Origin of the sequence: Allorhizobium sonneratiae, assembly GCF_023700755.1 — a bacterium.
Classification (GTDB): domain Bacteria; phylum Pseudomonadota; class Alphaproteobacteria; order Rhizobiales; family Rhizobiaceae; genus Allorhizobium; species Allorhizobium sonneratiae.
In genome coordinates this window covers 1-24,642 of sequence record NZ_JAMKOJ010000007.1, presented here as the reverse complement: position 1 = coordinate 24,642, position 24,642 = coordinate 1, and the positions used below count along the sequence as shown (strand labels likewise).

The following is a 24,642-nucleotide window of genomic DNA, read 5'->3' as shown; positions in this document are numbered from 1 at the left end:
CTGAATTGTCCATCACCCGAGCGTCACGACAAAACTGTCGCCCGAGGCAGCAACGGCTTTACCATCAGCCGTCACCTCATAGCCTGAGCCATCGGCCTTGCGGCTGACATCAAGCGCAACCGTCTTGCCGGAAATCGTGACCTCCGCCTCATACCGATCGAGCTTTTCAGGCAGATTGGGACGTAGCGCCAGCGCTTCGCCCTGACGGTGAATGCCGAGGATGCCTTCCAGCGCAAAGCGATAGAGCCAGCCGCCGGAGCCGGTATACCAGCTCCAGCCGCCGCGACCTTCATAGCCCGGCCCGCCATAGACATCGGCGGTGACGATATAAGGCTCGACGCGGTAGCGCTCCGCTTCCTCGCGGCTTTCGGCATGATGCACCGGATTGAGCATGGAGAAGACCTTCCAGGCCTCTTCCGTGCGGCCAAGCTTGGCAAAGGCAAGCCCTGTCCAGATCGCGGCATGGGTATATTGACCGCCATTTTCGCGCACGCCCGGCGGGTAGGAGCCGATATAGCCCGGATCGAAACGGCTGTTTTCAAAGGCGGGGGTGAACAGGCGGACAATGCCGTTCTCCTCATCCACCAGCCGTTTCATCACCGCATCCATCGCCTTCTGCTGGCGTTCGGGATCGCCGAAGCCGGAGAGAACCGACCAGGACTGGGCAATGGCGTCGATCTTGCACTCATCCGACAGGTCGGAGCCGAGCGGATCGCCCTCGTCGAAATAGCCACGACGATAATGTTCACCGTCCCAGCCCGCCTTTTCCAGCGCCGCTTTCAGGCTCTTCAGCCGCTCGCGCCAACGTTCGGCCCTTGCCTGATCGCCGCGTGCCTCGGCATAAGGGGCAAAGACGGTGAGGCCATGCGCCAGAAACCAGCCGAGCCAGACGCTTTCGCCGCGACCGGCAACGCCCACCCGGTTCATGCCGTCATTCCAGTCGCCGCCGAGGATCAGCGGCAGGCCGTTGGTGCCGGTGCGGCTGACGGCAAGGTCGAGCGCGCGGGCGGCATGTTCGTAAAGCGAGGCTTTTTCCGTCGAAACCTCCGGCTTGAAGAAGGCGTCGTGACGGCCAATCGCCAGTGTCGGCCCGTCGAGGAAGGCAACCTCATCGTCGAGCAGCGCCGCCTCACCCGTTGCCTCGATATAGGCGTGGATCGCATAGGCAAGCCACACCACATCGTCAGAAATGGTGCTGCGGATACCGGCACCGGTCTTAGGCAGCCACCAATGCTGCACATCGCCTTCCTTGAACTGGCGCGAGGCAGCCGTCAGGATCTGGCGGCGGGCCAGCGCCGGTTCGGTGGTGAGGAAGGCAAGGCTATCCTGCAACTGGTCGCGGAACCCATAGGCGCCCGAGGCCTGATAGAAAGCGACGCGCGCCTTGATGCGGCAGCCGAGCGTCTGATAAGGCAGCCAGTGATTGACGAGATTGTCAAACGACTTGTCGCCGGTCTTGACCTTGATCCGGCCGGTGACATCGCCCCAGAAGCGTTTTGCCTCGTCAAGCGCCGTGGCAAAGCCCTTGGCCTTGGCTTTGGCGAGTACAGAACGTGCCTGATCCGCCGTTTCGGCATCGCCCATCAGGAAGGTGATGGTCTTTTCTTCACCGGGCTGAAGTTCGATATCGACCGCCAATGCCGAGCAGGCATCGCCTTCCGGATCGATAGAGCCGGAAAGGGGCGAGGCCTTGAACACCGCCTGCGGCATTTTCAGCGAGCCGTGCCGTCCGATGAATTCGCGACGGCTGGAGGCAAAGCCACTCATCGGCTCGATCGCGGTGAAGAAGGCAACGCGACCGGAATAGTCGATGCTGTAGGGGTTGGAGGCGAAGAGTGCGCCGCTTTCCTCATCCCGCGACGTCAGAATGAAGGGGGTTGTGCGGATCGGATTGATGCCGAGCAGCCATTCGACATAGCCGTAGCTGCGCAGACGCCGTGGCGTGTCGCCTGTGTTGCGGATGGTGAGCGCGGTGTAACGCACCGGCTCGGCCTGATCGACCGTCATCGCCAGTTCGAGCTTGAGGCCGACCGCTTCGGTCGAGAAGCGGCTGTAACCAATGCCGTGACGTGCTTCAAAGGCGGCATCGTCACGATGGCTGGCCGAGGCAATCGGCGAGACAACCTCGCCGCTTTCGAGATCGGCGACATAGAAGGTCTCACCGCTGCGGTTGGCAACCGGGTCGTTGGACCAGGGGGTCAGCTGATAGTCACGCGAATTGGTGCTCCAGCTGAAGCCAGCCCCTTCCGCCGAGACGTGGAAACCGAACGTATCGTTGGCGATGACATTGATCCACGGATGCGGCGTTGCCTGACCGGGGGAAAGCCGCACGACATATTCCGAACCGTCGGCGCTGAAACCGCCGTAACCGTTCCAGAAATCGAGATCGGAGCCGTCCACCACAATCTCGGGACGGGTCTCGCGCCCGGCCATGACCGGCACCGGCGGATACCAGTCGGTATCGACGGCGTCGGCTCCGCGCGTGGCGGCAAAGAGTTCAATGGCATGCTTGACCTGATCGGTGATCTTGCCGTTCTTGGCATGGAAGACGACACGGGCAGCGGCCAGCACCGCATTCCAGCCGCTTTCGTCCATCAGATCGCGGCGCACGGTAAAGACATGGCTCTGGCCGCCTTCCGCCTGCTTGGAGCGCATGCTTTCGGCCAGTTGCTCCAGCGCATGCTGCATATCCTGGGCGTAGGATGCGGCCCGCTCGTTCAAAATGACCAGATCGGTCACGACACCATGGCGCATCAGGTAATCCTGAGCAGAAAGCGCCTCCTTGACCACCTCCGCATCCATCTCGTCATTGATGCGCAGGGCAAAGATCGGATAATCGCCCGAGATTGAATTCGGCCAGAGCGTCGATTGCGAGGCAAGACCGGCGCGCACCGTTTCCGGATCGGCACGCAGATGCATGTCGGGATAGATCAGATAGCGTCCCAGATGCTGGAAGGCGGCTGCCTGCTGCGAGGTGATGCCGATATGGCGCATCTCGACCTGGGTTCTGGTCCAGGCATGCAGCATTTCATGATTGAAGGCATCGGCATGGCGATAGCGCTCGATCGCTGCATCGACTTCCTGACGGCTGGGAGCGGCGATGGTCCAGTAAACCAGCGTCACCTTCTTGCCTGCCGGAACGCGCACGCTGCGGCGCAGCGAAGCAATCGGGTCCAGCGTATAACCCTGAGTGCCCGAAAGCGTTGCGCCGGGATCGAAGGCGGCAGCCTCGGAAAGCGTGCGGCCCCGACCGATGAAGCGATAGCGGTCGGTTTCAAACTCGGTGGTGCGGCTCTGGCCGGAATCGTCGGACACCAGATGCGCCACGCAGATATCCGGATCGCTCGGCGAACGCTTCTTGCGCTCCACCCGGATCACATCGCCGCGGCGGCCAAGCTCGGTCTTGATGAACATGCGCGAGAAGGCCGGATGGGCAATGTCGGAATCGTCGCTCGACAGCACCGGCTCCATATAGGACGTCACTTCGATGAAGCGGTCTTCCGTGCCGGTATTGAGCAGGGTCACGCGGCGGCCTTCGGCATCATGCTCGGTGGCAACCACGCATTCGACCGTCGAGGTCAACGTGCCGACCGTCTTGGTGAATTCGGCCTTGTCGTCGCTGAAGACGACGCGGCTCTTTTCCTCGGCTGCACGCCGGGGGGCAGCCGTTGCCGACCACCATTCGCCGCTTGCTGTATCGCGCAGGAAGATGAAGGTGCCGGAACGATCCTCGGTCGGGTCAGGCTTGAAACGGGCAACGGTCAGCCCGTTCCAGCGCGAAAAGCCGGTGCCGGTTGCCGTCAGCATCACCGAATAATGACCGTTGGAAAGCAGGACCAGTTCGCGGTCCTTGGCCAGCGGCTCGCTGATCATGCGGATTTCAGGCCGCAGCAGATCGGCCTGCCCCTTGCCGGGGGTGGATGGCTCGTATTTGCCGCTCATCACCGGAATTTCGCGTGGTGCCTTTTCCTGCAACAGCAGCTCAGCCGCTTCGATCACCGGATCGGCATGGAAAAGCTCACGCAGGAGCCCGTTGAAGGTCACATTGGCAATTGCCGCAATCGACATGCCGTGATGGTGGGCATAATAGTTGTAGACCACCGCGCAGGTCTTGCCCTTCGGCACACGGGTCGGGGTAAAATCCACCGCATCATGGAAGCCATACTGGCCCAGCGCGCCGAGCGCTCTCAGCTTGCGCAGATTGTCGGCTGCTGCTTCCGGATCATACTGGCTGGCGAGGATCGAGGCATAGGGTGCGATGACGGCATTCTGGCCAAGACCGCGTTTCAGACCCAGCGTCGGAACGCCGAAATTGGTATATTGATAGGCCAGAACATGGTCGCGGGCGTTGAAGGCCGCTTCCGAAATCCCCCAGGGAATATTCAGCCGCTTGCCGTGATTCATCTGCTCCTTGACGATCAGATTGTTGGTCTGGTTGAGAATCCCGCCCTGACGCTCCTGCATGACCAGCGGCGGCATCAGATATTCGAACATCGAGCCGGACCACGAAACAAGCGCCGCACGTGAGCCGATCGGCACCACCTGACGGCCCAGCTTGTACCAATGCTCGGTCGGCAGATCGCCCTTGGCAATGGCAAACAGCGATGTCAGACGCGCTTCGGACGCGAGAAGGTCGTAGCAGGCCTCGTCCAGTTCCAGCGTTTCGACCCGGTAGCCGATGGACAGAAGCCGCCGCTCCTTGCGGAACAGGAAGGCGAAATCCATCGAGAAAGCGAGGCTGCGGGCCCGGTCGCGCAGGCTGGCAAGCCGCAGGCGAAGCGGCTCGATATCGGAGAGATCGAAGCCGCTGTCAGCCTTGTGGGCCTCACAGACCGCCACCAGCGATTCACTCCAGCGCAACACGTCGGTGCTGTTGTCGGAGCGCAGTTCATGATGCAGGTTTGCCGCAAGCTTCTGAATGTCGCGCGACAGAACCGTCAGATCCGCCACCTGGATCGAGGCGAATTCATGCTCGCGCTTGACCGTTTCAAGCGCATTGAGGAAGCCGGTGATGCGCTCCATCAGCCGTGTGCGCAGCGGACGGACGATCTTGCGGTCGTCGGGCAGATCCTTCAGCGCTTCCAGCAGAATGCCGCCGACATCGCCGATGCCGTCGAGATTGCCCTGCAGATAGGCGGAAGGCGCCTCCGCCCAGTGACGGCAGGCAGAGGAGACGGCGATCAGGTGACCGGCAAGGTTGCCGCTGTCGACCGCCGAAATATAGCGGTTGCCGAGCGGCTTCAACGTGTCGGTATGATACCAGTTGAACAGATGGCCGCGGAATTTGTCCATCCGTTCCACCGTGCCGATGGTCTGTTCGAGCTTTTCGATGGTCTGCTCGAAGCTCAGCCAGCCAAAATGCCGCGCCGAGACGATGGAGAGCAGGAAGACACCGATATTGGTCGGCGAGGTACGCCGCGCCACGATCGGCTCCGGCGTTTCCTGAAAATTGTCCGGCGGCAGATAATGTTCGCCGGCATTGGCGAAGGTTTCGTAATAGCGCCAGGTGCGGCGCGCAATGCGGCGCAGTTCCACCTTGGTCTCGTCCGGCACTTCAAGACGATCTTCGGTCTCGGCAGACTGGCTGACATACCAGGCAACCAGCGGCGACAGCGCCCACATCAGCGTGAACGGCAGACCAACCAGCGCACTATAACCCGCCTCGCCCCAGGCGAGCGCGAAAGCGGCAATCGCCAGCACCGGCGCATAGCGCATGGTCTTGTAATAGGTGAGAATGCTGCCCTGCGCCACCGACTGGATCGAGGCTGCCGTGCGCCATTCGAGCAAGAGCTTGCGGCTCACCGTCATGCGGTAGATCGAGCGGATGATCGCATCGGCCATCATGCAGGCCATGTCGGCGATGAAGACAATGCGAAGCGCAACCTGGGCATTGGCGCCCTTCATGTCATTCAGCAGCGACTGGAAATGTGCCGCGGGCACGATATCGGTCTGGCGCGGCACCAGCGCATTGATCAGCGAAATGGTCGGGGCAACGAAGAGGCTGAAGATCAGCAGCAATTGCCAGATCAGCGTGTCGAGCGGGTCCATGGCGAACCAGCCGATGATCGAGGCGGCAAACCAGGCGATCGGGGTCAGCGACCGGCGCAGATTGTCGACCATTTTCCAGCGCCCCAGCGCGGTAATGCCGCGACCGGGATCGAGAATATAGGGAATGAGCTGCCAGTCGCCACGGGCCCAGCGATGCTGGCGCGAGATTTCCACCTCGTAGCGAATGGGGAAATCCTCGACCAGCTCGACATCGGTCACCAGCGCGCAGCGGGCAAACGAGCCTTCCAGCAGGTCGTGGCTGAGGATGGTGTTTTCATCGATCCTACCCTTGATCGCCGTCTCGAAGGCATCGACGTGATAAAGCCCCTTGCCGGTGAAGCTGCCTTCGCCGGTAATGTCCTGATAGACGTCGGAGACAGTGAAAACATAAGGATCAAGGCCGCGATTGGTCGAAAACACCCGCTGGAACACAGAGGCGTCCTTGCCCGTGGTTAGCGAGGGCGTCACACGCGGCTGGAGAATGCCGTAACCGCTGATGACGCGGCCCGTTTTCGCATCATGCACCGACCGGTTGATCGGATGATACATCTTGCCGACCAGCTTGGTGACAGCATCGCGCATCAGCCTGGTATCGGCATCAAGCGTCATAACATATTGCACACCCTCCGGCACCGTATTGGCGCCCGGCAGATAGGAAGTGTCCTTGTCGCCGCGCAACAGAAGGTTCAGCTCGTGCAGCTTGCCGCGCTTGCGCTCCCAGCCCATCCAGCAATCTTCCTGCGGATTGAACAGGCGGCGGCGATGCAGCAGATAGAAAGGCGTTCTGCCGGCATCACGATAGCGGGTATTGAGGGCGGCAATTTCGCGCTTGGCATATTCCAGCACTTCGAGATCGGCTTCGCTCTCTTCGGTCTTGGCGTCCGGCCAGTCGCTGAGCAGGGCGAAATAGACCTCGCCGCGCGGATTGGTCAGATAATGGACCTCAAGATTGCGCACAAGTTCATCGACATGGTCGCGCTTGGAAATCAGGCAGGGAACCGCAACGAGGGTGCGCGCCTGCGCCGGAATGCCCTCCTTGAATTCATAGCCGACCAGACGGGCCGGTTTCATCATATAGGTGGCGAGCGTGTTGAAAAGTCCCGTCGCCCCTTCCGAGGCCGGTAGCGCAAACAGCGCCACCAGAACAACGATCAGCGGCAGGGAAAGACCGGCATAGGACAGATACCAGGCAACCAGCGCCAGCGCCAGCGCCGTCAGCGCCAGAACCGGAAGGGCAATCGCCAGCCAGTGCAGCCGCTTGAAAGCACGCGTCAGCGCGGTGTGGATCGGCACCCGGTAACCGACGGCGCGTTCCAGCTCCTGGCGCCGGTCACCAGCCAGAAAACTACCGACATTGGAGGGCGCATCGCTGTCCCCGCCAGACTCGGTTGCCGCAGAAACCGCCAGATCGACTGCGGTCTGGGCAATGTCCAGCTCGGTCTTTTCCGATCGCTGTGCCAGTTTTTCAATGGTGGTGCGATAGCTGTTGCGCGAACCGAAATCCAGCGCCTCGTAATCGCTGTGCGTGCGCAAGATCTTGTCGACATGGCTGACCTCTTCAACCCAGACAGACCATTCGGTGTCGTCAATGGTGCGCAGCCCCTTGATGATGCTGCCCATGGTGACATTGCCGGAAGACAGCCGGTTATGTTCGGCGGCCATCGCCTCTTCGGGCGTGCGTCCGTTCAGTTCCAGCCGCTTTTCCAGCCATTCGACAGCCAGAGCCGAGGTCTGCGAGCCGTTGCGCAACCGGTAAAGGAACTGCGTGGCGAAGGTATTGTCGTCGGCCAGCGGCTCCAGCGTCGCCAGATAGTCGCGGCAGGCCGCCTCATCGGTCAGGCGGATCACCTCGTCGGCGGCGGCATTGGCCTTTCGGCGCATCTGGCGCGACTGCTCGACGCGGGTGGAAATCCGCCGCAGATTTTCGACCAGCACATAGCGCACCATGGAGGGCAGAGCCCAAAGCTCACCGATCTGCAGCGGTGTTTCGCTCTGATAGCCTTCCGCCAGCGCCGTCAACCCGTCGCGGGTGACGGTCGAATGGGTATGCGCCACATAAAGCCAGGCCAGCGCCAGAACGCGGGGAATGATCCGGTCGCCGACCTTCGTCATCACCAGCTGCTTGTAGAAGCGCCGCGGAAAATCGCGCCGGACCTCCTGAATGGCCTCTTCGATGATATAGTGATTGTCGAGCAGCCATTCGGCGGCGGGCGTGATTGTCGCCCCGGCTTCAACATCCACCGCCGTTGTGCGGTAAACGCGCAGGATTTCCCGCTCATTTTCCTTGTGACGGGCAAAAAATTCGAAATCGAAAAAGCCCGGCAGCGTACCTGAAACCTCGCTTGCCAGCGCCTTCGCCTTGTCACGCAATTCATCGATGGTGAGATAGGGGGCGCGGATGGCATCGTTATGGTCGATGTCGCGGGGCGCTTGATGCGGCGTCGTGGTTTGGGACATGATCTCTTAAATCTGTTCAAGGCAAGAGTGGATTTCCTGCAACGATCCTTAAAGCGGATTTTGCTTAACGGACCATTATAGGGTGTATGTAACAATCAGGCGTGTCGCCTCACGCAAGGCTCCTGGACGGTAAGATAGGGCGTAACACGACCCCGCACAGGGACAGGATGATGAAGATCATCATGTCCGATCCCAGCCTGTCATCATGACCATAGCTTTGCTTCATGAGGCCGTCTCCACTTTTCCCTGTCACGTTTTATCAGCCTGACAAAATGGCTTCTTCTGCTTGAACCCAAGCTGAACAAATGCAAGAATCGGTGCTCACCATTTCTATTGGCCATCTTCATTGGCTGCCTTATCCGGGCAAAACCGGCAAGAGTGTCATGACCGTTCACATTCCTAACGATATGCCGGATGTCGTCGCCATGCGGCGCTATCTGCATCAGCATCCTGAACTTGGCCTTTCTGAAATCCATACCTCGGATTTCGTGGCAAAAAAGCTTGCGGAGATGGGCTATACGGTAACACGCGGGCTGGCAAAGACCGGCCTTGTCGCAACCCTCAGAAACGGCTCATCAGCAAAGTCCATCGGCATCCGCGCCGATTTCGACGCCCTGCCCATCCATGAGGAAACCGGTGCCGATTACGCCAGCAAAACCGCGGGTCTGATGCATGCCTGCGGTCATGATGGCCATACCGCCATGCTTTTGGGGGCGGCGAACATTCTGGCCGAACGGCGCAATTTCGATGGCACGATCCATCTGATCTTTCAGCCTGCGGAGGAAAATTTCGGTGGCGCACGGCTGATGATCGAGGATGGTTTGTTCGACCGTTTTCCCTGCGATGCCGTTTTCGGCCTGCATAACGAACCCTCGATTCCGCTCGGCCATTTCGTCTTCGGCGCGGGGCCGGTCATGGCGGCAGTCGATGAATGCCGCATCACCGTGATCGGCCGCGGCGGTCATGGTGCAGAACCACAGGCCACCGCCGACCCGGTCGTTGCCGGCGCCAGCATCGTCATGGCCCTGCAAACCGTCGTCTCCCGCAACATCCACCCGCTCGACTCCGCTGTTGTCACCATTGGCGCCTTTCATGCCGGCGCTGCCAGCAATGTCATTCCCGAACGGGCCGAGATGCTTTTGACCATCCGCTCGCTCGATCCTGCCGTGCGCGATACGCTTGAAACCCGCATCCGCGCCATCGCCGAGTGTCAGGCGCAAAGCTATGGCATGACGGTCGAGATCGAGTATGAACGCGGCTATCCGGCAACGGTGAACCATGCGAGAGAAACCGCTTATGCGCGCGCTCTTGCCTGCCGTTTTGCCGGCGACGACAAGGTGCATGACATGCCGCGCCCCACCATGGGCAGCGAGGATTTCGCCTATATGCTGGAAAAGCGGCCTGGAACCTATTTCTTCCTCGGCACCGCCCGGACTGAAAACGATCCACCGCTGCATCACCCCCGCTATGACTTCAACGATGACGTCATCCCGACCGGGGTGGCCTTCTGGGTCGAACTTGCCGAGGATTTTCTGAAAGCCTGATAGAAAAAGAGGCCGACAAGGCCTCTTTTTCTTCTACTGAACCGGCTGCTTACCGGGCGTTCACCGCCACCTTCTCATCGTCCTTGAGCAAGCCGCTGGTGTGCAGGAGGGCGGCAAACCGCCCTCCCATGGAACGCAATTCCTCATAACCGCCCATTTCGACAATGCGGCCATGATCGAGGAACAACACCAGATCAGCCTCACGCACGGTGGAAAGCCGGTGCGCGATGATGAATGTGGTGCGGTTCTGACGCAGCCGGTCGATGGCCTCCTTCACCCGCTCTTCGGTTTCCACGTCCAATGCGCTGGTGGCTTCGTCCAAGACGAGGATCGGCGCATCTTTCAAAATCGCGCGCGCAATGGCGATGCGCTGGCGCTCGCCACCGGAAAGCCGGTTGCCACGTTCGCCGACATGGGTATCGAAACCGTTGAGCCTGCTTTCGATGAAATCGGTAGCGGCAGCGGCTTCCGCGGCTTTCTTCACATCCTCATCGCTGGCCGCATCCTTGCCGAGCCGGATATTGTCGGCAATCGAGCGGTTGAGAATGCCCGCATCCTGAAACACGGTGGCAATCGAATGACGCAGCGAATGACGCGTCACATGGGCGATATCCACGCCATCGATGAGGATTTCACCCTGCTGCGGCTCATGCACCCGCTGCAAAAGATTGATCAGCGTGGTCTTGCCCGCCCCGGTCGGTCCGACAATGGCGATGGTCTGACCAGCCTTGACCTTGAAGGAAACGTCCTTGACCCCTTGCGTGGTGTTGGCAAAATCGAAGCAGACATGGCGGAATTCGACATCGCCGCGCACATGCTCCAGTTCCTGCGCCCCCACCGGCTCGTCCCGCTCCTTGACAGAGTCTTCGAGGACATAAAAATCCTCAAGCTTGGCGCGGGCCTCGAAAATCTGGCTGGAGAACTGCCGCATCTGGTCGAGACGGGCAATCAGCAGATTGGCAAAACCGATAAAGGCGATGACATCGCCCACCTTCAGTTCGCCCGCCTGCACCAGCATGGTGCCAATGACCAGAATGATCAGCATGGAGGCGGTCGAAGCGATCCGGTTCAGGCCGCTGGCAATCGCCCACCAGTCGAGAACCGGATATTGCGCCGATAAAAGATCGGAGGCGAATTGTTTCAAAGCTGCGGTTTCGGACTGAATGCGGTTGTAGCTGTGAATGACGGACACATTGCTGATCGTGTCGCTGACATGGGAAAAGACCGTGTGGTAGTGGCTTTCCACCGAGGCCTGACCATCCTTGGTTTTTTCCATCACCGTCTTGCCGATGATATAATAAATGATGCCAAGCACGAGCAGCACCGCCGTCAGACGCAGGTCCATCGACATGGCGGTTGGAATGAGCAGCGCCAGTGCCACGATGGTGGCAAGATGGGTGCGCATGAATTCCAGCCAGAGTCCGAACAGCGTCTCGCTGGCCCGTAAAAGCGTATGCAGCGCATGGGACGTACCGCGCTGATGGTGCCAGGACAGAGGCATCGAAATGATCCGCCCGAAGGCTTCCGTCAAAAGGCTGGCGCGCCGGCCATGGGCCAGCCTGTCCGCCTCACGCGCCACCAGCACGAAAGCCACCGTATTGAAGATGCCGAACCCGCCCCACATCAAGAGTATATTCGTCACCGGCTTCTTCGCCGAAATAGCGTCGATGATCCAGCCGAACAACACCGGCTCGGCAATAGTAATCACCGCCAGCGTGATGTTGGCCAGCACTACAACAGTGACTTTCAGCCGGTAAGCGCTGAGATATTGCAATGCGCGCCAGTAAATCTGCAATAGGGACATGGCGACAGTTACTCCTTGCGGCAAGCATATCCGGATCGGAAACCCGATATCGGCACCTCAAAACATCGTGAACCCAGCCAAAACCGGCACGATACCCTGTGTTTTATTGTTTCATCGGGCATGAGCGGTAAACTGGCTCCCGTTTTCTGACCCGGCGCATTTGCGTCATGGCGCCCCCGAAAATGGGGCCATCATGGCTGACATTGCCTGACCAGACACAATGCCTTCTCATATATCATTGTTCGAACAGGATTTTTAACCAGAAATCAGTAGCCAGACCTCACAAATCCTGCTTAGCTTTCGCCCCTTAACCATGGCATAACCATGACGAAACAACCTTCACAAGGAGCGTTGATCGTGAGGATAAACCTTGCAAGCTGAACGTTGCCTGTACAAAGGCGACGATGGTATGGGATGACTGAAACGCGCATGGGTCTGCTTTTCTTGAAAAAGATCAAATACAAAAACATTAACGAGTGGATAAGCACGCATTCCTTCTCATTCTGGTTGTGAACGTGCTTTATTTGCCAAGGGGTTTCAAGCATGTATTTTTCAAAGGATTCGTGGGGGCCATTTTGACCGTCAATCATATCATTCAGTTCATTGTCGTATCCGCAAGCCTCAGAACCCGTGAAGAGCTGCTGCTTGAACTGGAAAAGCTTTTGAATGCCTACAGGTTCGAATATTACGGAATCGTGCGAACGCCACGCCCCGATGAAGAGCCGATACCGCAGGTGATGGCGGAACGCTGGCCGGACAAATGGTCCCAGCTTTACCTCAACAAGAAATTCGGCCTGATAGACCCGACCGTACGCTATCTGTCGCAGGCCCAGCGCCCCTATCGCTGGAGCGATACGCTGTCAGCCTTCAAGGACGATCCGCAATACAAGCGGATGCAGCGCATGATGGGCGATGCACAGAAATTCGGCCTTGAAGACGGCTATGTCTTTCCGCTTTACGGTCGCGGCGGTCTGCTGGGCAACATGACCGTCAGCGGACATGCCGTCGATCTCAGTCCACTCGACCTGACCATGCTTGACGCAGCGGTCCGTTCAGCCTTCTGGCGACTGGTCGAACTGTCGGGCCATGCGGATCTTTTCAGCCCCGTTGAAAAGGTCGAGGTCAGGCTGACCAAGCGGGAGATGGAAATTCTTCATTACCTCGGTGAAGGCATGACCTCGAACGAGATGAGCAAGCTGCTGGAAATTTCCAACCACACCGTCGACTGGTATGTGAATGAGTTGCAGGACAAGCTGACAGCACGCAACAGACAACACATGGTTGCTCTTGCCTTCAGACTGGGTCTCATCCGCTAAGCAGGGCTCCCTGTCCGTCTTTTGCCATCTGCAGACAACAGACCCCACTGCCTGATGTGTTCTGGCGTCCTCAACAGGACACAGACATCATGGCCGGATCGAAGGATGCACATGAGCAATTGCCATTGGAAATAAGGCTGGCTAATCTCTTTGTGAGCAACTGCAAAAACAGTTGATGATGAGGAGAGCCCGATCCGTGTCCATTTCCAAAATTCTTGTTGCCAATCGCTCCGAAATCGCCATTCGCGTCTTTCGCGCTGCCAATGAGCTTGGCATCAAAACCGTCGCTATCTGGGCTGAGGAGGATAAGCTTTCCCTGCACCGGTTCAAGGCGGATGAAAGCTATCAGGTCGGGCGCGGCCCGCATCTGCCGCGCGATCTGGGGCCGATCGAGAGCTATCTTTCCATCCCGGAAATCATTCGTGTCGCAAAGCTCTCTGGCGCCGATGCCATCCATCCCGGTTATGGCCTGCTATCGGAAAGCCCTGAATTCGTCGAGGCCTGCAATGAGGCAGGTCTGATCTTCATCGGTCCGACGGCTGAGACCATGCGCCAGCTCGGCAACAAGGTCGCCGCGCGCAATCTGGCCGTCTCTGTCGGTGTGCCGGTGGTGCCTGCCACCGATCCCCTGCCCGAAGACATGGCAGCCATTGCGACAATGGCCGAAGAGATCGGATACCCGCTGATGCTGAAAGCGTCCTGGGGCGGGGGCGGACGCGGCATGCGCGTCATTCGCTCCGCCGGAGATCTCGAACGGGAAGTGACCGAAGCCAAGCGCGAGGCAAAGGCCGCCTTCGGCAAGGATGAAGTCTATCTCGAAAAGCTGGTGGAAAATGCCCGCCACGTCGAAAGCCAGATCCTCGGCGACACTCATGGCAATGTCGTCCATCTTTTCGAGCGCGACTGCTCGATCCAACGCCGCAACCAGAAAGTGGTCGAACGCGCCCCGGCCCCCTATCTCAGCGAAGCGCAGCGCCAGGAACTGGCCGGTTATTCGCTGAAAATCGCGTCCGCGACCAATTATATCGGCGCCGGCACGGTCGAATATCTGATGGATGCCGATAGCGGCAAATTCTACTTCATCGAGGTCAATCCGCGCATTCAGGTGGAACATACCGTCACCGAAGTCGTCACCGGCATCGATATCGTCAAGGCGCAGATCCATATTCTCGAAGGCGCAGCCATCGGCACGCCGGAATCGGGCGTGCCGAACCAGGAGAACATTCGCCTCAACGGGCACGCGCTGCAATGCCGCATCACCACGGAAGATCCGGAACAGAACTTCATTCCTGATTACGGCCGCATCACCGCCTATCGTTCGGCGGCGGGCTTCGGCATCCGGCTCGATGGCGGCACCGCCTATACCGGCGCAATCATTACCCGCTATTACGATCCGCTGCTGGTCAAGGTCACGGCCTCCGGCACCACGCCGCAGGAGGCAATCAGCCGCATGGACCGGGCGCTGCGCGAGTTTCGCATCCGCGGCGTCGCCACCAATCTGACCTTTCTCGAAGCGATCATCGGCCACCAGAAATTCCGCGACAACAGCTACACCACCCGTTTCATCGATACGACGCCCGAGCTTTTCGCCCAGGTCAAACGTCAGGACCGCGCCACCAAGCTTCTGACCTATCTGGCCGATGTCTCGGTGAACGGCCACCCGGAAGTGAAAGGTCGGCCCAAACCGTCACAAAAGGCCGCAAAGCCGGTTCTTCCCTATATCGAGAGGGAGGTGCCGGACGGAACCAGGCAAAAACTGGAAGCACTCGGACCGAAAGGCTTTGCCCGCTGGATGCGCGATGAAAAGCGCGTGCTGATCACCGACACCACCATGCGCGACGGTCACCAGTCACTGCTGGCCACCCGGATGCGCACCCATGACATGGCGCAGATCGCGCCGGTCTATGCCAAAGCATTGCCCAATCTGTTCTCTCTGGAATGCTGGGGTGGAGCAACCTTTGACGTCTCCATGCGCTTTCTGACGGAAGACCCCTGGGAACGGCTGGCGCTGATCCGTGAGGCCGCGCCCAATATCCTGCTGCAAATGTTGCTGCGTGGGGCAAATGGTGTCGGCTACACCAACTATCCTGACAATGTGGTGAAATATTTCGTCAGACAGGCGGCCAAAGGCGGGATCGATCTTTTCCGTGTCTTCGACTGCCTGAACTGGGTGGAGAACATGCGCGTCTCCATGGATGCCGTGCAGGAGGAAAACAAGCTCTGCGAAGCCGCCATCTGCTATACCGGCGATCTGCTGAACAGCGCCCGGCCGAAATACGACCTGAAATATTACACCGCTCTGGCCAGCGAACTGGAAAAGGCCGGCGCGCATATCATTGCCGTCAAGGATATGGCGGGTCTGCTGAAACCCTCTGCCGCCAAACTGCTGTTTACGGCGCTGCGGGAGGCAACCGATCTGCCCATCCACTTCCACACCCATGACACATCGGGCATTGCCGCCGCCACCATTCTGGCGGCCGTGGATGCCGGTGTCGACGCCGTGGATGCAGCCATGGATGCCTTTTCCGGCAATACGTCGCAGCCCTGCCTCGGCTCCATCGTCGAAGCGCTCTCCGGCACGGAACGCGATCCGGGGCTCGATCCGGAATGGATCCGCCGCATCTCCTTCTATTGGGAAGCCGTCAGGGCGCAATATGCCGCCTTTGAAAGCGATCTGAAGGGCCCGGCCTCGGAAGTCTATCTGCATGAAATGCCGGGCGGCCAGTTCACCAATCTGAAGGAACAGGCCCGCTCGCTCGGGCTGGAAAGCCGCTGGCATGAGGTGGCCAAGGCCTATGCGGAGGCCAACCGCATGTTCGGCGACATCGTCAAGGTCACTCCCTCGTCCAAGGTTGTCGGCGATATGGCACTGATGATGGTGGCACAGGATCTGACCGTCGCCGATGTCGAAAATCCGGCCAAAGACATTGCCTTCCCGGAGTCGGTCGTCTCGATGCTGCGTGGCGATCTTGGCCAGCCGCCCGGTGGCTGGCCACAAGCGCTTCAGAAAAAGGCACTGAAAGGTGAACAAGCCTATAGTGTGCGGCCAGGCTCGCTGCTGAAGGAGGCCGATCTCAATGCCGAGCGCAAGGCCATCGAAAGCAAGATCGGTCGCGCCGTCAATGACAATGAATTTGCCTCCTATCTGATGTATCCCAAGGTCTTTACCGATTTTGCCCTGGCCACCGACACCTATGGCCCGGTTTCGGTTCTGCCGACACCGGCCTATTTCTATGGCATGGCCGATGGCGAGGAACTGTTTGCCGAAATCGAAAAGGGCAAGACATTGGTGGTCGTCAATCAGGCGATGAGCGCACCGGATCAGCAGGGTCTGGTCACCGTGTTCTTCGAGCTGAATGGCCAGCCGCGCCGCATCAAGGTGCCGGACCGCAGCCGTACGGCATCCAGTCTTGCCCGCCGTAAGGCCGAAGCAGGCAATCCAGCCCAGATCGGCGCGCCGATGCCTGGCGTGATTTCACGGGTCTTCGTTGCCGCAGGACAGAGCGTCAAGGCCGGTGATGTGCTGCTCTCCATCGAGGCGATGAAGATGGAAACCGCCCTTCACGCCGAAAAAGACGGCACGATCAAGGAGATTGCCGTCAAACCCGGCGATCAGATCGACGCCAAGGATATGTTGGTGCTCTACGAAACATAAGAGAGAGGCTGCGCTGAGCCCGAAAGGGAATGACAACGGATAAATGTTTCGACAAAATGTAACGCAGCATTTACCTGTCGTTGTTTAATTGATGCTAAGACACAAAAAAGCGTTCAAACGAGGTTTTCCGTGCCCTTAGCATCCTATTCGGTCCAGCGTGGCTCTGACCGATCCGAATTTGAACAGAAATTGACCGCAGCTCATTCTCGCATCGAGAAAGTCTTTCTCGATGGCGGAGCTCTTCTCGTGTCGGTCATGGAGATATTAAACGGTCTGGCGGATAATCTCGACCGCCTGACGGGTATTCTCGATGGCGAGACGACAACGCAGACAGTCGCTGAACTGCGACGCACCATCTCGGATCTGGCGGCTCTGCCAGAAAGGGCCGCAGCGCGTCAGTCAAGTTTCACTCAGATTTCCGATCTCTGCGATTCGACCGCCGCCCATGTGCAGGAAATGCTGGAGATCATTCGCTATCTGAAAACCTTTGCCGTTACGGTGAAGATAACAGGGGCGGGTCTTGCCGAGTTTTCCGGTTTCGCCGATGAAATCCGCGAGCGCATCCAGTCAGGTGCAACAGAAATCGACCGTTTCGCCAATCAGCTGGCCACCATGCGCGGACAGCTCGATACGGTGCGGTCTTTCTCCGACGGCATTCTGGCCGATTTCAGCGCGACAATTCCCGCCATCGTCCGCTCCCTGCAGGAAAGCTCTGAGCAACTGGCAAAACAGCATCAGACCATGGCGCGGACCGCCAACGAGGTCAAAGCCGTAACCAGGACCGTCCAGTCCAAGATCGGTACGGTTCTGTCCGCCCTGCAGATCGGTGATATCACGCGTCAGCGCATCGAGCATATTCAAAGCGGCTTTGTGCACCTGAACGAGTTTCTGGATGCAGGTGGACTGCCCGATGCATCCCTTGCCGCCGACCTGCGCCAGATCGTGCTTCATCTCGGCCACGCGCAGCTTGAAGAAACGTTGAATGATTTTCGCACCCAATGCGGATCGATCACCGCCAATATGGCCAGCTTCACCAGTGAGGCTGCCCATATCCTGCATCTGCGCGACGATCTCAACCAGTCCGGCGGCAATGACGACACCAGCCTGCTGCATCGCATGGCTCACGATATCAGCCATGCCTGCGAGCTATCGAAACGGGTGCAGGAGCGCAGCCAGGAATCGGATTCCATGGTGGCATCCGTCACTCACTCTGCGCAGTCTCTGCAGGCCGGTATAGAAATCATACGGGCCATCAAAACCGATATTCACTATATGGCACTCAATTCAAACCTGCGCTGCTCGCGCCTTGGCGACGCCGGGCGTTCGGTGAATGTGGTCAGTGGCGAATTGCGCAGTTTCGCCGCCAAGCTGGAAGCCCCCGCGGACAACATCGTCAATGATATGCGGCACGTCGAGGAGGCATCTTCCTTTCTCGCCAATGATGACAGTGACGATATCGACCATATCGATGAACCGCTGAATGCTGCGCTCAATGCGATTCGTGCCGTGGCAGCCGACATGGACAAGGGGCTGGCAGACTTCAACCGCGAAGGCGACCTGGTGTTCAGCCGTATCACTGAAACCGTTCGCAAACTCGATTTCGAAACCGCTCTTGGCGGGGTTCTGGAAGAGTGCCTGCGCATAGCAAGAACGAAAATGCAGCCGCTGCCTGCAACCGTGCTAGATCTGGCTCTCAGCGCTCAATCTTTGAGCGAACGTATATACGCCATCTACACCATGCAGCAGGAAAGGGATATCCATCAAAAGTTCCTGCCGGTGGATGTGACTCAAGAGGTCGGAACACCCCAGTTAAACCAGACCGATGAAGACGACGATCTCTTTGCTGCGGCCCTGTTTTAAAGCATCTCCTGTCGACGACAGCATAATTCCTTCAATCGATTCCGATTGAAGGAATTATGCTGTATCCCGAGAAAAGTGTGAAACGGTTTTCCGTCCGGAAATGCGTGAAAACAATGAGTTAAAGATTTTCGGCGTTTCTGCGAAACACTGAACAGTACGAACTGACCAATAAAAATGAACTTATTCTATTAGAAATTGAATCTCATATTCATTATTTAGCAAAATTTGACTTTTTTTGGAATTAAATTGTTCCAGGCTATTATGATAAAACTCATCTGACACAAAATATCGAAAATTTTATCATTTTAACTGCCGAAACGTATCAGCCATCCTATAATCCGTTTTAAAAATGCAGCTTATAAGCGAAGATGATTTTTGACCTGTGATTTTTTATTATATTCATTAATAAAAAAGATATACAAACTGGCAATAACGGTGACTGGAAAACAATTCGTTCATTCCGACTGAAATATCATTAGCCATAAAGAAAAAACTAATGTTTCTGGGTAATGATGTTAGGGCAATCTTAACGCCACAGCGTGAGACTTTAGCGGGATTGAAAGATTTCAGACTGCCAAAAGCAGTCTCCAGACTACCCGCCGCATGATGCGGACCGGTTTTCTCATGTTCGTGAAAATTGAATACGCTTGTTGAAGCGCAGTTCTGCATCGGGCTTCCGTGCGGAACCCTCCGACGTGTGCGCATTCCAGAATTGCAATGGAGCTTCCTTTGCATGCGGTTTTGATAGATGACAGCAGATCGATCCTGGTAGCGCTTGGTCAGGAACTTGAAAAAGTTCCTGACCTTGTCGTTGACAGTTTTCTCGATCCGCAACAAGCCATAAACGCCTGTCAGAATCGGCAATATGACATGGTCCTCGTTGACTATAACATGCCGAAATTGAACGGCATCGACGTGGTCACTATCCTGCGCGCCATGTCAGGCTATGATCTTGTGCCGATCATCATGATCACGTCGATGCGGGAAACCTCGGTGCGCCTCAACGCGCTTGAGGCCGGCGTGACGGAATTTCTGACGAAACCGGTGGAATCACTTGAGCTCAATGTTCGTGTGCGCAATCTTCTCAACCTGAGAAAATCGCAGGTGGAGCTTGCCCAGCGGGCGGACGATCTGATCGAAGCCGTCAACATCAAAACGGCAGCACTTGCAAAAAGCGAAGAAGAAATCATCTGGCGTCTGGCCCGCGCGATTGAATATCGCGACGGCAATACTGGAGACCATGTGTCGCGCGTCGCCCGAATCGCCATGTTGATGGCGCGTGAAATGGGCCTTTCCGAGCCATTGTGCCGCATGATCTATCTGGCCACGCCTTTGCATGATGTGGGCAAGATCGGCATTCCAGACCATATACTCTCAAAGCCGGGCAGCCTGACGGAAGAAGAGCTTGGCATCATGCGCCAGCATGTCGAAATCGGCGTGCGTATTCTGGAAAACGGCCAGTCTGATCTGCTGCAGGTGGCAGAACGCATCGCTGGCGGTCATCATGAAAAATGGGATGGCAGCGGTTATCCGTACGGCCTCAAGGGCAACAGCATTCCACTTGAGGCCCGCATCGTGGCCTTGGCCGATGTCTTCGATGCCTTGTGCGCGGAGCGCCCTTACAAACCAGCCTGGACACTGGAAAAAGCACGCAAGCATGTCCACAACGAAAAGGGTCGGCATTTCGATCCCGCCTGTGTTGACGTCTTCGAACGGCTCTGGCCGCAGGTCGTCAAGATCATGTCCGGTCAGGAACAGACAGACAACCTGATCATGGACAAGGTTCCACCGCTTGCACCCCATGAACTCAACCAGACAGCTTCTTCCTTGCAGACAGTAGGGGGTCGATACTGATGAGCAAAGATGACGTTAATGCACACCGTCTCGAACTGGATCCAATCCTGACCATTCGAACGATCACCGAGATTCACGAACAAGTCATGTCGGCCCTGAATGAGGTTCAGCATCTTGAGATCTCTGTACCGGAGGTGGGTGAAGTCGATTTGAGCTTCCTTCAACTCATCGAGGCCGCGCGGATCACCGCCGAGATGGAAGGAAAACAGATTTCCCTGGTAAGGCCCGCCTCGCAGCAGTTGCGAGATCTGCTCGAACGCGGCGGCTTCCTGACCGATATGGACCCCAATTCTCGCACCTTCTGGTTACATGAAAGGCAAAATCAATGAGCGCCCATATTCTGACCGTGGATGATTCCGCCAGCATCAGAATGACAACCAAGATCGCCCTGACCGGAGCAGGCTATCAGGTGACCGAAGCCGTGGATGGGCTCGATGGCTTGAACAAGGCCAAATCCGGTCGTTTCGATCTGATCGTCACCGATCTCAATATGCCGAACATGAATGGTCTGGCAATGATCGAGGCCCTGCGCAAATCACCGGCGCATATGGGCATACCGATCATCTTCCTCACCACCGAATCGGATGCGGACATGAAGAACCGGGCCAAGGCAGCAGGTGCCACCGGCTGGATCACCAAACCCTTCAATGCCGACCAGTTGGTCAAGATCGCCCGAAAGGTGCTTGGCAAATGAGCCAGTTGGACCCTATCCAGGTATTCCGCACCGAAGCGGCCGAACTGTTCGAACAGATCGAGAGCGGACTGCTCGATCTGCTTGAAGATCTGTCCAATCACGATCAGATTGATGCCGTCTTCCGCGGTCTGCACACGCTGAAGGGCTCCGGAGCCATGTTCGGCTTCGAGGCGCTGGCTGCCTTTACCCATCATTGCGAGACCGCTTTCGACAAGGTTCGCAAAGGAGAAGTGCCTGCCACGGCAGAACTTGTGGCAGCCGTTCTCGAAGCGCAGGATCATATGAAGGCGCTGGTGGACAAGCCGAATGGCGACCACGATGCCATGAGCGAACATCTGCTGGACAAGCTTCGCGCCGCCGTCGGCGGACAAGCGGGCACGGCAGGGTCTGCACCCGCTCCCGCACAGGTTGCCAAACAGGCCACCCCGGAAAACGGGCTCACCCATTACCGGCTGAATTTCCGCCTTCCCGCCAACGCAATGGTCAACGGCACCAATCCGCTGGGTCTCCTCGATGAACTGCGTGAGCTGGGCGATTGCACTGTCGCGGCAAACTGCGCGTCCCTTCCCGATCTGGCAGCGCTGGTTCCAACCGATCTTTACATCGGCTGGACCGTCAATCTGATCACCGACAAGCCGAAATCCGACATCGAGGATGTCTTCATCTTCGTGATGGACGATATGGAATTCGTGCTTGAGGAAATCGGCGGAAAAGCGGTCCAAACCGACACCAGGACCATCGAAGCGGCAGCGCCCGCCGAAACGCGTGCTGACGCTCCAGCCAAACCGGCAGCACCGGTCGCTGCGGCACAGCAACCGGCCAGCACCGGGGCGACAGATGGAAAACACGCCAAAACTGCGGAAAACGTCAAGGTTCCGGCCGAAAGGCTCGATGAACTGATGGATCGGGTGGGTGAACTGGTCATTGCCCAGTCACGCCTGTCGCAGCTTGCCGGCTCAAGCGCCGATATCATGCTGCGGGCCGTCTCCGAAGACGTCGAACGGCTATCCGGAGAGCTGCGGGATACGATGATGGTCCTGCGCATGGTGCCGGTCGGCAGCCTGTTTGCCCGCTTCCGCCGCCTGGTCCACGATCTTGCCCGTGAAACCGGCAAGATGATCGAACTGGAAACCGAAGGCGAAACCACCGAGGTGGACAAGACCGTGATCGAGCGCCTTGCCGATCCGCTGGTCCATCTGGTGCGCAATTCCATCGACCACGGCCTGGAACCGCCGGACGAGCGCCATGCAAACGGCAAGAGCCCCACAGGGAAAGTTATTCTGTCAGCCCGTCAGGCTGGCGGGGAGGTGGTCATCACCATCAAGGACGACGGGCGCGGTATCAACCGGGACCGTGTCCGCGCCAAGGCCGAATCCTCCGGTCTGATCCAGCCGGGCGCACAATTGACCGATCAGGAACTGCTGCAGCTGATTTTCCAGCCCGGTTTTTCGACGGCCAGCCAGATCACCAATCTGTCGGGACGCGGCGTCGGCATGGATGTGGTCAAGAAAACCGTCGAGGCGCTGCGCGGCATCATCGATATCCGCAGCGAAGAGGGTCGCGGTTCGGAGATTGCCCTGCGCATTCCTTTGACGCTGGCGATCATCGACGGGCTTCTGGTCCGAGTTGGAGCCGGCTGCTACGTCATCCCGCTCGCGGCGGTCGAGGAATGCCTTGAACTGTCGCTGGAAGACGATCTGCGCTCACGCGGACGCAGCTTCATCTCGCTGCGTGACAGCCTCGTGCCGTTCCTCAGACTGCGTGATCTCTTCCAGACCGGCACCGAGCCCGATCCCTATCAGAAAGTGGTGGTCATCTCGACCGGTGACGAACGAATTGGTCTCGTGGTCGATCAGATCATCGGCGATCATCAGACAGTGATCAAATCCATGTCCAAGCTGCATCATGATGTCGTGACCTTCTCCGGCGCGACCATTCTCGGCGATGGCAGCGTCGCGCTGATTCTGGATGTAACCCATCTCGTCAGTGTCGGGCAGAACCAGGAGGCGCAATTGCGGGTGGCAGGATGAACGTACAGGCAGGAAAACGCGATTTTCAAACCCTCTGGAAAGGTCACGACGAACTGGCCGTTCTGACCTTCAACCTCAATGGCGAAACCTTTGCCATCGAGGCGATAAACGTGCAGGAGATCCTCGATCTTCTGCCGGAGACCAAGGTGCCTGGCGCCAAGCCCTATGTCTCGAGTGTGATCAATTTTCGCGGCAAGGTCATTCCGCTCGCCGACATCCGGCTTGCTTTCGGCATGGAGGTCCGCGAACCGACCATCGACAGCCGCATCATCGTTCTTGAACTCGACATCGAAGGCGAAGCAACACTTGTCGGCATCAGAACAGACAGAGTGTTCGAGGTAACAACCCTGCCGCGCCATGCCAGCGAACCCCCTCCAAGCGTCGGTATGCGCTGGCGTGCGGATTATATTGAATGCCTTGTGAAGCGGGACGGACAATTCATTATCCTTCCCAATCTCATGGCAATATTTTCACTGACACAAGAACGGGGCGGCGTTTCCAGCTCTGGCCTTTCCAACAATTGAGATAGAAAAATGCGTTTCACGATCAAACTGAAACTGGCAATGACCTTTATGTTTTTGATCCTGTTGCTCGGGATCACGGCAATGCTTGGTATTTCAAGTGTATCGACAATGAATACTATCCTGAGCGAAATGCTGGACGGTCCCGTCTCCCGCCTGCAACTGACGCAAGAACTCAAGATCGAAGAACTGCAGCAGATCAGACAGCAGAAAAACCTGCTCCTGGCGCAGACCCCGGAAGAAACCAAGACTGCTCTCGACCAGATCAATCAGGCGCGTTCCGCATACGATAAAGCTTTCTCAACGGTCCTGTCAAAAGCGACGGAAGAAGGAGAAGCCACCTGGAATAAACTGTCAGCGCTGTCACAGGAGTTCCGCAAACAGGATGATGCGATCCAGGCCTATGTGCAGGCTGGAAACACCGCCGCCGCCCTGAAGATATCAAATGGCGACAATCGCAAGGTGATTGCTGGCATGGATGAACTGCTGGCCCAGATTACCGCATTGGAACAGGGCAGGCTCAAGGCTGCTGATGTTGCAACAGATGTCGAATATGCTCATACGCGCCTGATTCTGGTCAGCCTCGCCGCTGGCGCGGCAGTCATCTCGATCATTGCCGCCCTCTGGATCGTCATGAGCATCAGCAAGGGTATCCATAGCGCCGTCTCAAGCGTCCGGAAGGTCTCTGAGGGCGATCTGACCGAATTTGCCGAGATCAAGACCCGGGACGAAATTGGTGAGTTGCTTGGTTTCGTCAATTCAATGATCGAGCGTCTTCGCGGCGTAGCGGGTGACGCCCTGACCGCCTCTGATTATGTCTCCTCCGGCAGCCAGCAATTGTCGTCTGCTTCGGAACAGG

General features: G+C 57.9%; 12 protein-coding genes. 10 read left to right on the top strand and 2 right to left on the bottom strand.

The genetic code is table 11. The features are described from left to right. Nucleotides 1-12 precede the first annotated feature (12 nt). Nucleotides 13-8,505, bottom strand: coding sequence for a glycoside hydrolase family 94 protein (locus NAC44_RS13410; RefSeq protein WP_250941534.1), 8,493 nt, complete (start codon nt 8,503-8,505; stop codon nt 13-15). A gap of 407 nt (nt 8,506-8,912) precedes the next feature. On the opposite strand from NAC44_RS13410, the gene NAC44_RS13405 reads away from it, so the two are divergent. Beyond that, nucleotides 8,913-10,049 carry a M20 aminoacylase family protein gene (locus NAC44_RS13405; protein ID WP_250941879.1) on the top strand — a complete coding sequence of 379 codons (1,137 nt, stop codon included), beginning with the start codon at nt 8,913-8,915 and terminating at the stop codon, nt 10,047-10,049. A gap of 49 nt (nt 10,050-10,098) precedes the next feature. Here NAC44_RS13405 and NAC44_RS13400 read toward each other — a convergent pair whose 3' ends face one another. Next, nucleotides 10,099-11,853 (bottom strand): glucan ABC transporter ATP-binding protein/ permease, encoded by a 1,755-nt coding sequence (locus NAC44_RS13400; RefSeq protein ID WP_250941532.1) that lies wholly within the window; start codon nt 11,851-11,853, stop codon nt 10,099-10,101. Between the two features lie 575 nt (nt 11,854-12,428). Here NAC44_RS13400 and NAC44_RS13395 point away from each other — a divergent pair. From NAC44_RS13395 to NAC44_RS13355, 9 genes are all read left to right on the top strand, one after another. After that, nucleotides 12,429-13,169: a LuxR family transcriptional regulator gene (locus tag NAC44_RS13395; RefSeq protein ID WP_250941877.1), complete on the top strand. Its 741-nt coding sequence runs from the start codon at nt 12,429-12,431 to the stop codon at nt 13,167-13,169. A 196-nt stretch (nt 13,170-13,365) separates the two neighbouring features. Further along, the gene (gene pyc, locus NAC44_RS13390) at nt 13,366-16,824 is read left to right on the top strand and encodes a pyruvate carboxylase (protein ID WP_250941529.1); all 3,459 of its coding nucleotides are present in this window, start codon (nt 13,366-13,368) and stop codon (nt 16,822-16,824) included. Between the two features lie 189 nt (nt 16,825-17,013). Beyond that, a complete protein-coding gene (locus NAC44_RS13385) occupies nt 17,014-18,684 on the top strand; it encodes a chemotaxis protein (RefSeq protein WP_250941527.1) in 1,671 nt (556 codons plus the stop codon). 717 nt (nt 18,685-19,401) lie between these two features. Further along, a complete protein-coding gene (locus NAC44_RS13380; RefSeq protein ID WP_250941524.1) occupies nt 19,402-20,538 on the top strand; it encodes an HD domain-containing phosphohydrolase in 1,137 nt (378 codons plus the stop codon). After that, complete coding sequence (locus NAC44_RS13375; protein WP_250941522.1) at nt 20,538-20,867, top strand: STAS domain-containing protein; 330 nt, start codon at nt 20,538-20,540, stop codon at nt 20,865-20,867. Before NAC44_RS13380 ends, NAC44_RS13375 begins: the two co-directional genes overlap by 1 nt. Continuing rightward, entirely contained in the window at nt 20,864-21,232 is a 369-nt protein-coding gene (locus NAC44_RS13370; protein ID WP_250941520.1) for a response regulator, read from the top strand. Before NAC44_RS13375 ends, NAC44_RS13370 begins: the two co-directional genes overlap by 4 nt. Next, nucleotides 21,229-23,262, top strand: a complete 2,034-nt coding sequence (locus tag NAC44_RS13365) for a chemotaxis protein CheA (protein ID WP_250941518.1) — start codon at nt 21,229-21,231, stop codon at nt 23,260-23,262. Before NAC44_RS13370 ends, NAC44_RS13365 begins: the two co-directional genes overlap by 4 nt. Further along, nucleotides 23,259-23,786: a chemotaxis protein CheW gene (locus tag NAC44_RS13360; protein WP_250941516.1), complete on the top strand. Its 528-nt coding sequence runs from the start codon at nt 23,259-23,261 to the stop codon at nt 23,784-23,786. The genes NAC44_RS13365 and NAC44_RS13360 overlap by 4 nt, the downstream gene beginning before the upstream one ends. Before the next feature lie 39 nt (nt 23,787-23,825). Next, on the top strand, nt 23,826-24,642 hold an 817-nt coding region (locus NAC44_RS13355; protein WP_250941513.1), incomplete at its 3' end, for an MCP four helix bundle domain-containing protein.